Raw genomic sequence first — 13,871 nt, forward strand, 5'->3', positions numbered from 1 at the left:
AGAGTAAAAAACACGAATCGATAGCTAAACGCAAACCTTATACTCTGCCTGTGTTTTCTCACGCCAGTCGATTTTGGTGTACCGCTCTTCATGCTGGGCGCATTGAACAGCCTCTGCGACAACGATTTCAGCGATCCGGGACCACGCCTGAAACTTATCCCTGGATCGCCTGATAAATCACGAACAACGCCGGGAAATCTCCTCCAGCAATGCCGTGATACGCTTATCTGCAAACATCGCCTCCAGCGACAGGTTTAGCTTACGCCGCCAGTTCGGATAAGCCTCTACCGTGCCCGGCACATTAACCGGCGAGGCCATATCCAGCCAGTCTTCGGGTTGTAAACCCAGCAGGGCGCTGGTGCAGTCCGCGAGATACTGATGGATAACCTGGTTAAGTAACAGGCTCATGCGCGGACTGTTTGCCTGAACCCGCCCTTTGGGCTTGAGGTAACCGTGGCGCGTCAGGGTCTGAAGCAACGCCGATCGGGCTGCCCGGCGCTGATGATACAGCCCGGCAAGCACCGCTTTATCAGGATACAACCCCAGTTGACTCCCCAGTGTCAGATCGTCACTTTGCCACCAGCCACGGAGCGTTGGCATATCGTGAGTGGTGGCTACAGCCATTGCCTGACGCGCCATGCCGCAGGCGGGCGAAAGCCCTTGTGCGAGTTTTGCTCAAAATAGAGCACCTTATACGAGTAGACGCCAGCATTGTGGAGTTTATCGACAATCGCCTCCGGTACCGTGCCTAAATCCTCACCAATCACCATGCAGCGCTGGCGCTGACTTTCCAGCGCCAGAATAGCGAGCAGATCGTCAATGGGATAGGCGACATACGCGCCTGCGGCGGCCGTTTCTCCTTGCGGAATCCACCACAGTCGCAGCAAAGCCATGACATGATCGATACGTAACGCCCCACAATCGCGCATATTCGCACGCAGCAACGTAATCCAGGGTTCATATGCCCGATCATACAAAGATTGCGGGTCCATTGGCGGCAGCCCCCAGTTCTGGCCAAGCGGGCCCAGAATATCCGGCGGGGCGCCTGTGCTGGCCGCTAAACAGTAAAGCCCGCGTTGGCTCCAGGTTTCCGATCCCCCTGCGGCGACGCCAACGGCCAAATCGCGATAAAGTCCAGGTGCCATCTGGTGCTGCTGGCACAGGTGCCAACAGGCGGCAAACTGACGCGCCGCCAGCCATTGCAGCCAGAGATAGAAACGAATCTCATCGCCATGTTCAATCCGAAACGCGTGTACGGCGGCCGTATCGGGTTGTTGATAGGCAGTGGGCCACGTTTGCCAGCCGTGACGCAGGGGATCTTCTTCGCGAAGCCAGGCCTGCAGGGCATCGAACAATCCCTGATGCAGCAGACTTTCACCGCCCTCAGCCACAAACGCCTCAAATGCCTCGGCCTGACTATCCTCTTTCTCACGCTGCATAAACTGCTGCCAGGCAAACCGCAGGGCATCCAGCTTAAGTGATGCCACCGTCGAATAATCGACCCAGGGCGCGTGACGCGCCTGGTGCAGCCTGTGTTGCGTTTCATCCGACTGCCACCAGCACTGCGCAGCGGCACTCAGGTTAAAGTCCTCAACCTCAGGAACGCTGATATAGAGCACGTTGAGCCAGCGCCGGGAAGACGGGCTATAGGGGCTGGCATCATCAGGTAACGCAGGAAAAAGCGCATGCAGGGGATTCAGCCCCACAAAAGCGCCGCCGCGCATGCCAACCGCCTTCACCATGTCCCGCAGGTCAGCAAAATCGCCGATTCCCCAGTTCTGATCCGATCGTAAAGCGTAGAGCTGGACACAGGTTCCCCAGCGTCTCTCGCCCCGTAGCAAGGCCTCCGGCTCATAGCAACGTGACGGTGTCACTATTATCTGGCACCTCGATTGCTGTGCATCCGCGTTTATCGTCAGAAGATGGTAACCTTCAGGCAGCGCCGGGAGCGTCAAAGACGCCTCAGGCTCGCAGTGCCCTGACCAGCGTTCACCCGATTCGCCCTCCAGGTGCCAGCGTGCCGGGCCAGCCAGAGAGGGCGTTAAACGGATGGGCAAACCCTGGGTAAAGACGGCGACCGGTGGGATAACGCCAGGGCCAGGGCCTGGCTGCATCGCCGCCAGCAAGCGATCGCGGGTCGATGCAGAAACCTGCCGGACCGCCCCATGCGCATCAACATATTCAGTGGCTACCCTGCCGATCCCGGCCGGATAATGAAGTGGTTTCATGCTGATCCTTAGCGTTTACGCTGCCAGATACGTTGCTGATAGTGACGAATCGACCGGTCGGCGCTGAACATGCCGCAGCGAGCGGTGTTGAGTATCGTGGCGCGCGTCCAGGCCGCTTTATCAGACCACAGTGCTTCAACGCGCTGCTGAGCGTTGAGGTAATGCCGGAAGTCGGCCAGCACCAGATAAGGATCGCCGTTTTTAGCCCCCAGACTGTGCAACAGCAGATCAAAAGCGTGCCGGTCGCCTGCGCTGAACGTACCATCCTCCAGTGACGTCAGCGCCTGGTCGAGCTGGGCGTCTTTTTCGCGCCATTTTCCAGGGGCATAGCCAGCGGCCTTGAGGGCGTTAACCTGTTCTACCGTATGACCAAAAATAAAGATATTCTCCTCGCCGACCTGTTCAGAAATCTCCACGTTCGCACCATCGAGCGTGCCAATGGTCAGCGCGCCGTTCAGGGCCAGCTTCATGTTGCCGGTGCCCGAGGCCTCTTTGCCCGCCAGTGAAATCTGCTCTGACAGGTCTGCTGCCGGGATAAGCCGTTCTGCCACAGAGACGTTATAGTCGGGAATAAACACCACTTTGAGGCGATCGGCCACGCGCGGATCGGTGTTGATGACGTCGGCCACCTTGTTGATGGCAAAAATGATATTTTTAGCCAACGCATAGCCCGGTGCCGCTTTCGCGCCGAAGATCACGACGCGAGGACAGCGGTTCGCCTGAGGATCGCTCACCAGGGTTTGCCATAAGGCGATGGTATGCAGCAGGCTGAGATGCTGACGTTTGTACTCGTGCAGCCGTTTGATTTGCACATCAAACAGGGCCTCGGGATTAACCTTAATCCCGGTGCGTTGCGCAATCCAGCAGGCCAAATCCACTTTATTGCGCTGTTTAATCTCGCTGTACGCCGTGCAAAACCCCGGATTATCCACCTGTTTTTCCAGCCCCTGAAGCGCATCCAAATCGTTGAGCCAGGGCTGATTAAGCGTTTTTCCGATAAGCGCCGCCAGTCGGGGATTACACTGATGAATCCAGCGGCGCGGTGTGATGCCATTGGTGACGTTGTGGAATTTTTCCGGCCACAGGGTGACGTATTCCGGGAACAGATCGTCTTTTACCAGCCGCGAGTGCAGGGCGGCCACGCCGTTTACCGCAAAGCAGGTCACCACGCATAAATTGGCCATGCGCAGCTGCTTACCGTGCACGATGGCCAGTTTCGACCAGACGGCCTTGTTCCCAGGCCACTGCCGGTTAACCGCCTCTTTGAGCTGGGTATTGATGGCGTTAACAATCTCCATGTGCCGCGGAAGCAGGCTGCGCACGATGTGAGTATCCCAACACTCCAGCGCTTCCGGCATCAGCGTATGGTTGGTGTAGGCAAAGGTGCGCTGGGTAAGGTGCCAGGCGTCCTGCCAACTGAGCTGATGGTCATCCAGCAATAGCCGCATCAGTTCAGGAATAGCCAGCGTTGGGTGCGTATCATTCAGCTGGATCACCTCATGATCTGGTAGGGTTTCAATGGCACGGCCCGCCAGACGGTGACGACGAAGGATGTCTGCCAGCGAACAGGCGCACTGAAAATACTGCTGCATCAGGCGCAGTTTTTTTCCTGCCTGATGGTTGTCGTTGGGGTAAAGCACTTTGGTCAGTTTTTCCGCATTAATGCCTTGCTTTTCCGCCCGTAAAAAAGCGCCGCCGTTAAACGTTTTGAGATCGAAAGGGTGCGCATGTTTTGCCTGCCACAGCCGCAGAGGCTGCGTGAGGCCATTCTCAAAGCCCACGACCGGCAGATCCCAGGCTTCGCCCTCCAGTTGAAACGCAGGCTGCCAGTGCGCTTTGCCATTCTCTGCGACGACTTTGCCGCCCAGGCCTACCTGCACCGTTAGCGCAGCATTATGTGTAAACCAGGGGTAGCGGTCGCGCTGCCAGTCGTCGGGCAGTTCATCCTGTTCACCTTCGACAAAGCGCTGACGAAACAGGCCATATTGGTAGTTCAGGCCATAGCCCGTTGCGGGCTGACCCACCGTGGCCATCGCGTCCAGAAAACAGGCCGCCAGCCTGCCCAGTCCGCCATTGCCCAGCGCCGGATCGCTCTCGCTTTCCAGCACCTCGCTCAGCGAAACATCCCACTGCTTCAGGGCCGTATTAACGCCGTCGAACCACCCTAAGTTGAGCAGGTTGTTGCCGGTCAGCCGCCCGGTGAGAAACTCCATAGAGAGGTAATTCACATGGCGCAAATCACCGGGTGCCGGGCGGGCGGGCAGCGCGTTGAGCATTTCTGCCAGCGCGCCGCTCAGAGCCTGCCACCACTGATATGGCGTCATTTCTCCTGCATCATGCAGGCCAAAGCGTTGCCACTGGCGCGTCAGCGCAGCGTCAAAACGGGAACGATCAAAAGGGTGCTGTGTCATAGCCGGGTGTCCTGTCGACAAAGAATGGGAATGAGGATGAGTCTGCCCTTGCGCGCGGAATCGCTCATCCTCCTGGCAAAAGTTCCGTCAGGATGAGGGCAAGGGAGGAGACGTTGAGGCAAGTCTGAAAATTTCACTTAAGTGTGATTAGACTCGCTTTTGTGAAGATTCGCTAAAGCGTCCGCTTGCTTTATCAGGAGGGATAGCTGAACGTGTGAGGAATAATTACGAAGCGTAAAAAAATGATGCGCCAGACGTTAACGGAGAAGCGTGCGTACATGTTAACCCCCTCTAAACTCAGCCGTCCTGTCCGCCATGAAGCCACGGTGAAACGGGAGCGGCTGATACGAAAACTTTCCGCTGCAGGTAACTACCGCCTGGTGCTGGTAACCAGTCCTGCAGGCTATGGCAAAACCACCCTGATATCGCAGTGGGCTGCAGACAAAGCCGATTTGGGCTGGTACTCCCTGGATGAAAGTGACAATCAGCCAGAGCGTTTTGCGGACTATTTAATTGCCGCCCTGCAGCAGGCCACGCACGGCAGCTGTAGCCGGAGCGAAGCGCTGGCAAACAAACGGCAGTACGTGAATCTGAATGCGCTGTTTACGCAGATTTTCAATGAGCTTCATGCCTGGCATCAACCGCTGTGGCTGATTATCGATGATTACCATCACATCACCAATCCGGTGATTCATGAAGCGATGCGTTTCTTTTTACGCCATCAACCTGAAAACGTTACCCTGGTGGTGCTTTCGCGTAATCTTCCCCAGTTGGGGATCGCCAACCTGCGCGTTCGCGAGCAGTTGATAGAGTTGAGCAGTCAGCAACTGGCGTTTACCCATCAGGAGGCGCAGCAGTTTTTCGATGCCCGCCTGCCTGCGCCGCTGGAGTCCGAAGATGCGGGACGCCTGTGTGATGACGTTGCAGGCTGGGCCACGGCGCTGCAGCTTATCGCGCTCTCGGCCCGACAGGGGGCGGGCGCGGCCCAGCACTCCGCGCGTCGCCTGTCAGGGATCAATGCCAGCCACTTAACCGATTATCTGGTTGAGGAAGTGCTGGATAACGTCAGTCTGACCACGCGCCATTTTCTGCTGAAAAGTTCGCTGCTGCGTTCACTTAACGCGCCGCTGATTACCCAGGTGACAGGCGAGGATAACGGCCAGTGCTGGCTGGAAGACATTGAGCGGCAGGGGCTGTTTCTGCAGCGGATGGATGACTCCGGCCAGTGGTTTAGCTATCACCCTCTGTTTGGCAGTTTCCTGCAACAGCGTTGCCAGTGGGAACTGGCTGCTGAACTTCCGGCGCTGCATCGGGCGGCGGCAACCAGCTGGATGGCGCAGGGCTTCCCGAGCGAGGCGATTCATCATGCGCGTGCTTCCGGTGACGCGGAGATGCTGCGTGATGTGTTAACCGAGCACGCATGGTCGCTGTTTAATCAAAGCGAGCTGCCTTTACTGGAGTCCTCGCTGAATGCACTGCCTTGGGCGATGCGGCTCGATAATCCCAGCCTGGTGTTGTTACAGGCCTGGCTGATGCAAAGCCAACACCGCTACGCAGAGGTGAACAGCCTGCTGGCCCGATTTGAGCAGGAAAGCCAGTGCGAAATTGATGCGGTATTACGCGGTGAATTTAACGCGTTACTGGCGCAGGTCGCCATTAACGATGGCAATGCCGATGAGGCGGAACGCCTGGCGATGCTGGCGCTGAATACGCTGCCTGAGAGCCGCCACTACAGCCGTATCGTGGCAACCTCGGTACATGGCGAAGTCATGCACTGTAAAGGCGAGCTGAGTAACTCGCTGGAGTTGATGCGCCAGACAGAGCAAATGGCGCGGCGGGATGAAGCCTGGCACTATGTGCTCTGGAGCCTGATCCAGCAAAGCGAAATTTTGTTTGCTCAAGGCTTCCTGCAAACGGCGTACGAGACTCAGGAGCGGGCCTTCGTGCTGGTCAAAAAGCAGCATCTTTCGCACTTTCCGCTGCATGAGTTTCTGTTGCGTATCCGCGCCCAGCTGCTGTGGGCCTGGGGCAGGCTGGATGAAGCCGAGCAGGCGGCACGCGAGGGCATGAAAGTGCTGCAGGGTTATCAGCCTCAGCAGCAAATACAGTGCCTGGGCTTATTAGTGCAAAGCGCAATTGCCCGGGGCAACCTGGACAACGCACGCAGCCTGTTGAACCGGCTGGAAAACCTGCTAAACAACGGCCGCTGGCACAATGACTGGCTCGCCAATGCCGATAAGGTCAGAGTGCTGTACTGGCAAATGACTGGCGATACGCAAAGCGCCAGTGAGTGGCTGCGTCAGACACCTAAACCGGCCTGCGCCAATAACCATTTTTTGCAGGGCCAGTGGCGAAACGTGGCACGGGCACAGATTTTGCTCGGGTATTACACGCAGGCAGAAGTGATTCTCGACGAGCTTAATGAAAATGCGCGGCCCTTGCAGTTGATGAGCGATCTCAACCGTAATGTACTGCTGCTGAACCAGATTTACTGGGAAACCGATCAGCGTGCAAAAGCGCAGCATGCGTTGCTGGATGCGCTCCGGCTGGCCCGCAGCACGGGGTTCATTAGCCACTTTGTGGTGCAGGGCGAATCCATGGCGCAACAGCTGCGTCAGTTATTGCAGTTGAATACCCTTGATGAGCTGGATAACCACCGGGCGCGCCGCATCCTTAACGAGATCAATAAGTATCATCGTCACAAATTTGCCCATTTTGATGAAAGCTTTGTCAGCCGTTTGCTGAATCATCCTGACGTGCCCGAGCTGATTCGTACCAGTCCGCTAACGCAGCGTGAATGGCAGGTGCTGGGGCTGATCTATTCCGGCTACAGCAACGAGCAGATTGCGGCGGAGCTGGACGTAGCCTCAACCACGATCAAAACCCATATCCGGAATCTTTATCAGAAGCTGGGGATTACGCATCGGGCTGAGGCGATGACTCAGGCGCAGTCGATGCTGAAAATGATGGGTTACGTCTGAGAAAGGCAACAGGCAGCGACGCGCTGCCTGTTCGCGCGGTTTAGTTAACCCGACGTGTATCAGGCATCAGTAGCGTGGCAAATCCCAGCAGCGGAAGAAAGCCACAGGCGTTATACACGGTAGTGATACCGTACCCGTCAGCCAGTTTCCCCAGCGCCGCCGCGGCGATACCGCCAATGCCAAACATGGTGCCGAACATAATCCCGGCGACCATCCCGGTACGGCCGGGCAACACTTCCTGCGCGTACACGACCAGCGCGGCAAATGCCGATGAAAAGACCAGGCCGATACAAACGGTCAGCACCACGGTCCAGAACAAATTGGCATGCGGCATCAGCAGCGAGAACGGGATAACACCCAGAAACGAGATCCAGACAACCGCTTTGCGGCCAATGCGATCGCCAATCGGTCCGCCGGCCAGCGTGCCAACCGCGACGGCGGCCAGAAAGGTAAACAGGTAGATCTGCGCCTGCGGAATCGGGAGCTGAAAGCGCTCAACCAGGTAAAAAATGTAGTAGTTACTGATTGAGGCAATATAGGTAAATTTTGCCAGCAGCAGCACGCCAACCACGGACAACGCCACTTTGACGTCCCTTGATGAAAGCGACCGCAGCGCCTGAAGGTTGTGTTTTTTCATGTGCGCATGGCCGTGTATCACCGTCCAGCGGCTGATGCCGGAAAGAATAATGACCGCAAACAGCGCAATGATCATCAGCCAGCCAACCGCTATCTGTCCATGCGGAATAATCAGCATCGCCGCCACTATAGGCGCAAACGCCGTGCCAATATAACCGCCGACCTGAAACGTTGACTGTGCCGTACCAAAGCGGCCGCCCGATGCCATTCTTGCAACCCGCGAGGCTTCCGGGTGAAAGGTTGCAGAGCCAACGCCAATCAGCGCCGAAGCAACCAACACCACGGAGAAGTGCGGGGCCATCGCCAGGAGTCCGATGCCAATCAGGGTCGAAACCATGCCAGACGGCAGCAGCCAGGGTTTGGGATGTTTGTCGGTGTACAGGCCGATCCAGGGCTGCAACAGCGACGCCGTCATCTGATAGATCAGCGTGATCAAACCAATCTGCGCGTAGCTCAGCGTAAAGTTGGTTTTCAGCAAGGGATAAATCGATGGCAGCATGGCCTGGATAAAATCGTTACAGCAGTGGGAAAATGCGACCGCGCCAAGAATCGACACCAGAATCTTCTGGCTGTCGTCAACGGTGGGGGGCAGATCCGGCTGGCTTGATTTTACGTCACTGGTGTAATCAGACATGAAGATTTCCGCTTAAGGCTTTACGTTTATTGACGTATCTTACTCCACGAAAAAATGGCGGTGCTGACAAACGTGCTATTTATGGCAAATTAGTAAAATAATTGTTAATGCTCATAACGTTTTACTCAGACAAACCGACACAGGCTTATCCTTGTACACACCATAGCGCGCGGTTTGTTGATAGCCGTGACGCTGATAAAACGCTACCGCACGGGTATTAACGACGCGGGTAGAAAGGCGAATTGCCTTGTAGCCGCGCGCCCGGGCAAGCTGCTCTAGGGCTGACAGCAGCGCCGCGCCGGTTCCCGCGTGCTGTCGGGTTGAAAACATGCGTTTCAGTTCGGCGGTTTCAGCGGAAACATGCACGAGTGCGCCGCAGCCAAGAGCGTTACCCACTTCATCGGTGGCAAGTATCCACAGCGCCCCGTCTGATGGCGTAAAGTGATGGGTTCCGTTGTCGCCGGTTATTGCCAACAGCTCGGCTGACAGGCGGGCCGTCAGCGTCTTTAGCGCGGGTGCGCTGCCGGGGACGATGTCGGTATGTATCATGGAGTCTGCCCCCAACGGCTGCGCAGATAATTCACGGCATCCTGCGTTTGCGGCTGATTCAGGAAATCTTCACGAAACAAGATGGTGCCATCAATCTGCGGGAGGGAATCGTTAAGATCCAGCTGTCTTTTCAGCTCCGGCACGCCACCGTTAATTGTCCATTCCGGCTCATTTTTCGCCGGCACGCCAACCTTGTATAAGGCGATACCGATATACAGGCGAGTTTTGGTCGGCTTGACCACGTTAGCCCACCAGTTTGCCAGCACATCATAGCGGGCAGCGCTGCGCGAGAAGGGCCAGTAGATTTGCGGCGCGATATAGTCCAGCAACCCTTCCTGCACCCAACGGCGCGTATCCGCGTAAGATTCATCGTAAGCGGCCGCGCCGCGCGTGTCTGAGCCTGCCGCATCATGTGAGCGGTTGCGCCAGACGCCCGCAGGGCTGACGCCAAATTCTACATTCGGCTTGAGCTGCTTGATGGTGTGGGAAACCTGCTCGATTAACAACTGTGTATTATGTCTGCGCCAGTCTGCTTTGGACGCAAAGCCCTGACCGTATTTAATAAAGGTCTGGCTGTCGTTCAGGGCAGAGCCGGGAGACTCGGCATAGAAGTAATCGTCAAACTGCACACCATCGATGTCATAACGCTTGACCACCTCAGCCACAATACTGGTTATCCAGTCACGGGCATCAGGAATGCCCGGATCGAGCACATAGCGATCCCCCGCGGTACGAATCCAGTCACGATGGAGCACAAATACGCTGGCAGGATGTTGCGACAGCGTGCGGTTTAGCTCGGCTACTGTTGAAGGTTTGGTATTCACCGATACACGGTAGGGATTGAACCAGGCATGTACCCGCATACCGCGCCGGTGCGCTTCATCGAGCATGAACTGCAGCGGGTCAAAGCCCGGATTCTGCCCAATTTTCCCGGTCATCATGTCTGACCAGGGCAGGATTTTTGAGTCCCAGAGCGCGGTTCCGTCAGGTTTAACCTGGAAGAACACCGTGTTGATTCCCAGACTTTTCAGTTTATCCAGCTTATCCGTCAACGCTTTTTTCTGCACCCGGATGCGCCCGTCGTCGCTGCTGATATTCACCGAGGCGAGCGGCGGCCAGTCGAGGCGTGAAACGGTTGTGAGCCAGACGCCGCGCATGGGGGCGTTATGCGGCACCGGTTGAGAAGGCGGCGCAGGTTTGCTGGCGGGCGGAAAAGGCGTAACCAGTGACTTAGGCGGCGTCGAGGCGCAGCTGACCAGCAGTAAAGCCGAGGCTAACAGGCCGGGTTTTACCGCCGCGTTAAGGCGGAAAAGATTGCGAAGGCTGATGATGATAAACTCCGTGTAGCGCAGTCCTTGATGCAGGCTATTCTGATCCTATTTGCCGCAAAGTCAATCAACCCTGCCAGCATCAGGTCACGCAGTTTGCCTTACCCGGCGCCTGAACTTTTTATGCTGAGGCGTAACCTGAGCAAAGGAGCGATAAATGAAAACATTTAAAGGCAATAAACAGTCATTGCCGGTTCGCTATTGCAAACAGTGTCAGAAACCGATGACCTGGCGCAAAAAGTGGGAAAAGTGCTGGGAAGAGGTGCAATATTGCTCCGAGCGGTGCCGTCGGCAGCGGCGAGCCACTAATGCAGATGCCTGAAAGCCGGTAGAAAGCGGGTGTTTTTGCCTGCAATAACCTGCCATGTAACATTTAGCAAAAGTTATCCTGGCTTTTACATCACTGTTCCCACGCACCAACGCAATTACTGTACCAGGCTTAAAGAAAAGCCAATAACAGTGATTGTGGAGCAATATGAAAGAGCAAGAGAGCACATCAGGCATTCATACCTATGACGGTGCGGCGGGCGGCTGGGGCGCGTTAAAAGCAGTGGCCGGTGCCATTCGCGGACAGATGGCGGTAACCCAGGATGTCATTGCGCTGTTCAAGGTCAACCAACCTGAAGGGTTTGACTGTCCGGGCTGCGCCTGGCCCGATCCCAAGCATACTTCATCGTTTGAGTTCTGTGAAAACGGCGCAAAAGCGGTTTCCTGGGAAGCAACCAGCAAACGCACCACACCTGAATTTTTTGCGGCGCATACCGTTACCGAGCTATGGGGGCGCAATGCCCATGAGCTTGAAGGCGAGGGCAGACTGACGCATCCGATGAAGTATGATCCCGCCAGCGATACCTATCAGCCCATTGCATGGGAAACGGCCTTTAACGAAATTGGCGAGCGACTGCGGAGTTATCAGGATCCCGACAGCGTGGAGTTTTACACCTCCGGCCGCGCCTCTAACGAAGCGGCGTTTCTCTGGCAGCTGTTTGCCCGCGAGTTTGGGACCAACAATTTCCCCGACTGCTCAAACATGTGCCATGAGCCAACCAGCGTAGGCTTACCCGAATCCATTGGCATCGGCAAAGGCACGGTGGAGCTGGATGATTTTGACCACTGTGATCTGGTGATTTGCATCGGTCACAATCCTGGAACCAACCATCCCCGCATGCTGGCAACCCTGCAGGAGGTGTCAAAACGCGGTGCCAAAATCGTCGCCATCAACCCACTGCGCGAGCGCGGTCTTGAACGTTTTACCGCGCCACAGAGTCCGGTTCAGATGATAACCCTCAGCTCAACGGAACTCGCCTCAACCTATTATAAAATTCGGGTAGGCGGCGATGCCGCGATGCTGAAAGGCGTGATGAAATGTTTGTTGGCGATGGATGATGAAGCTAAAGCGAACGGCAACCCTGGCATCTTCGATGACACCTTTATTGAACAACATACGCAAGGCATTGACGCGTTAAAGGCCGATTTGGCTGCGACAGACTGGGATCATATCCTGAAAGTGTCCGGTATGACGCGCGAGCAAATCCAGCATATTGCTCACCTTTATGCCAATGCTGAACGCACAATCATTTGCTACGGCATGGGGATTACCCAGCACCAGTATGGAACGCAAAATGTTCAGCAGATTGCCAATCTGCTACTGTTGCGCGGCAATATGGGCAAGAAGGGCGCAGGAATCTGCCCTTTACGCGGTCACTCTAACGTGCAGGGCGATCGTACCGTTGGCATCACTGAGATTCCCTCCGAAAGCCTGTTGAACAGCCTCGAAAAGGTCTTTGGCTTTAAGCCACCGGCCAAACATGGTCACAGTGCGGTACAGGCCGTTCAGGCGATACGGGATGGCAAAATCAACGCGTTGCTCTGCCTCGGCGGTAACCTGGCCGAAGCGATGTCTGATCCTCAGGTGACGTTTCCTGCCATGCGCAAGCTGGACATGGTCGTGCATATGGCCACCAAGCTGAACCGGTCGCATTTGCTTCTGGCAAAACACAGCTATCTGTTCCCGGTGTTAGGCCGCACAGAGATCGATCGGCAGCAATCCGGCGCGCAGAGCGTCACGGTTGAAGACTCCATGTCGATGGTGCACGCATCACGCGGTACCCTTGATCCTGCCTCACCGCATCTGAAATCCGAACCCGCGCTGGTTGCAGGCCTGGCGAAAGCCACACTGCCGGGCACGGTAGTGGACTGGGACAGCATGATCGCCGATTACAGCCTCATTCGCGATGCCATCGAGAAAGTGGTGCCGGGCTTTGAAAACTTTAATGAGCGCCTCCAGCAGCCTGGCGGGTTTCGTTTACCCAACGGCGCCTCCGAGCGAGTCTGGCACACGTCGTCGGGCAAAGCGCAGTTCCTGGTCATGGAAGGCATCAATGAAGATCCGCGCTCGCTGAAGTGCCACGACCTGGTGTTGACGACATTGCGCAGCCACGACCAATATAACACCACGCTGTACGGCCTTGACGACCGCTATCGCGGAATCAAAGGACGCCGTGATGTGTTGTTTATCAGTGAAAATGAGGCGGAAAAAAACGGTGTCCGCATGGGCGATCGGGTGAATGTGATTGCGCTGGATCCTGACGGAAACCCAACGCATCGTCGTATTGATAATCTCACCATTGCCGTACATGACATGGCTGAAGGTTCGGTCGCAGCTTATTATCCCGAGGCCAACGTACTCATACCGCTGGACAGCTACGACACGAAAAGCGGTATTCCTTCCTATAAAAGCACCCCGGTAATGATGGAACTGGCCCAGACAGAGGCGCCGGCGGATAGCGCAACGCGCCGCTAACGGTTTTCTGCTGGTCTAAACCAAACCTTAACGAACGGCCATCTGAGTGGAAATCTCTACTCAGATGGCTATAATCGCCGGGAATTTTACTCATGAGGCAATCAACCTTGGACACAAGTCCCGAACGATTACACCTGGCTTCTGCAGTAAGATAGTCTTCTGGCTGTCTTAACTGCGCGTTAAGATGGCGGCTCAATCTTCCCTCCATAACGTGATGTGCTCTGTGCATCAGCGCCCGCTGTAATCCATTTTATTCATCTTTATTTTTCCGTACTGCGCATACGTGCGTAGCGGAGAGAGG

General features: G+C 56.0%; 7 protein-coding genes and 1 pseudogene. 3 read left to right on the plus strand and 5 right to left on the minus strand.

The features are described 5' to 3' along the window. Positions 1-177: 177 nt before the first annotated feature. Both malQ and malP read right to left on the minus strand, forming a co-directional pair. A pseudogene (gene malQ / locus EL29_RS07185) lies at positions 178-2,228 on the minus strand (4-alpha-glucanotransferase). An 8-nt stretch (positions 2,229-2,236) separates the two neighbouring features. Continuing rightward, positions 2,237-4,639: a maltodextrin phosphorylase gene (malP, locus tag EL29_RS07190; protein WP_028715142.1), complete on the minus strand. Its 2,403-nt coding sequence runs from the start codon at positions 4,637-4,639 to the stop codon at positions 2,237-2,239. Positions 4,640-4,917: 278 nt separating this feature from the next. On the opposite strand from malP, the gene malT reads away from it, so the two are divergent. Next, positions 4,918-7,620 (plus strand): HTH-type transcriptional regulator MalT, encoded by a 2,703-nt coding sequence (gene malT, locus EL29_RS07195; RefSeq protein ID WP_028715143.1) that lies wholly within the window; start codon positions 4,918-4,920, stop codon positions 7,618-7,620. Positions 7,621-7,660: 40 nt separating this feature from the next. Here the strand turns inward: malT and EL29_RS07200 are convergent, their stop codons facing one another. The 3 genes from EL29_RS07200 to EL29_RS07210 form a co-directional block, all read right to left on the minus strand. Next, positions 7,661-8,890 carry an MFS transporter gene (locus tag EL29_RS07200; RefSeq protein ID WP_028715144.1) on the minus strand — a complete coding sequence of 410 codons (1,230 nt, stop codon included), beginning with the start codon at positions 8,888-8,890 and terminating at the stop codon, positions 7,661-7,663. A gap of 111 nt (positions 8,891-9,001) precedes the next feature. Next, complete coding sequence (locus tag EL29_RS07205; RefSeq protein ID WP_028715145.1) at positions 9,002-9,439, minus strand: GNAT family N-acetyltransferase; 438 nt, start codon at positions 9,437-9,439, stop codon at positions 9,002-9,004. Beyond that, on the minus strand, positions 9,436-10,770 hold the full coding sequence (locus tag EL29_RS07210; RefSeq protein WP_373420983.1) for a glycoside hydrolase family 10-like protein: 1,335 nt from the start codon (positions 10,768-10,770) through the stop codon (positions 9,436-9,438). The genes EL29_RS07205 and EL29_RS07210 overlap by 4 nt, the downstream gene beginning before the upstream one ends. 154 nt (positions 10,771-10,924) lie before the next feature. Between EL29_RS07210 and EL29_RS07215 the strand changes: the two genes are divergently transcribed. Both EL29_RS07215 and EL29_RS07220 read left to right on the plus strand, forming a co-directional pair. Beyond that, positions 10,925-11,089: a DUF2256 domain-containing protein gene (locus EL29_RS07215; protein ID WP_013025800.1), complete on the plus strand. Its 165-nt coding sequence runs from the start codon at positions 10,925-10,927 to the stop codon at positions 11,087-11,089. A gap of 153 nt (positions 11,090-11,242) precedes the next feature. After that, positions 11,243-13,570 carry an FdhF/YdeP family oxidoreductase gene (locus tag EL29_RS07220; RefSeq protein WP_028715147.1) on the plus strand — a complete coding sequence of 776 codons (2,328 nt, stop codon included), beginning with the start codon at positions 11,243-11,245 and terminating at the stop codon, positions 13,568-13,570. Positions 13,571-13,871: the final 301 nt, after the last annotated feature.

Origin of the sequence: Pantoea ananatis LMG 2665 (genome assembly GCF_000710035.2) — a bacterium.
Lineage (GTDB): Bacteria > Pseudomonadota > Gammaproteobacteria > Enterobacterales > Enterobacteriaceae > Pantoea > Pantoea ananatis.